Origin of the sequence: uncultured Ruegeria sp. (assembly GCF_947497005.1) — a bacterium.
Taxonomy (GTDB): Bacteria; Pseudomonadota; Alphaproteobacteria; order Rhodobacterales; family Rhodobacteraceae; genus Ruegeria.
In genome coordinates this window covers 1-337 of record NZ_CANMFF010000075.1, presented here as the reverse complement: position 1 = coordinate 337, position 337 = coordinate 1, and the positions used below count along the sequence as shown (strand labels likewise).

Sequence of the window (337 nt, the reverse complement as noted above, 5' to 3'; positions counted from 1 at the left end):
ATGGTCGCATCGTCAAACTAATGGGTGACGGAACGCTCGTGGAGTTTGCTTCGGTCGTTGATGCAGTGAACTGCGCGGCTGAAATCCAAGCGAAACTGGCGAAGAGAAACGGCAACCTGTCTCCTGAAGAGCAGCTTGAATTGAGGATCGGCATAAATCTTGGCGACGTGATGATTGATGGCGATGACCTTTATGGTGACGGTGTCAATATCGCTGCACGGCTTGAGGAGTTGGCGGAGCCTGGTAGCGTTTGCGTGTCCGAAGTTGTTGCAACTCAGGCAGCCGGCAAAGCTAACGTTGGTTTCGAATACTTGGGCGAAACCCGCCTGAAGAACAT

At 52.5% G+C, this 337-nt stretch carries 1 protein-coding gene; it reads left to right on the top strand.

What is annotated here, in order from left to right; genetic code table 11:
* Window positions 1-337: adenylate/guanylate cyclase domain-containing protein (locus tag Q0816_RS25965; protein ID WP_298856228.1), on the top strand; the 337-nt coding region annotated here is incomplete at both ends.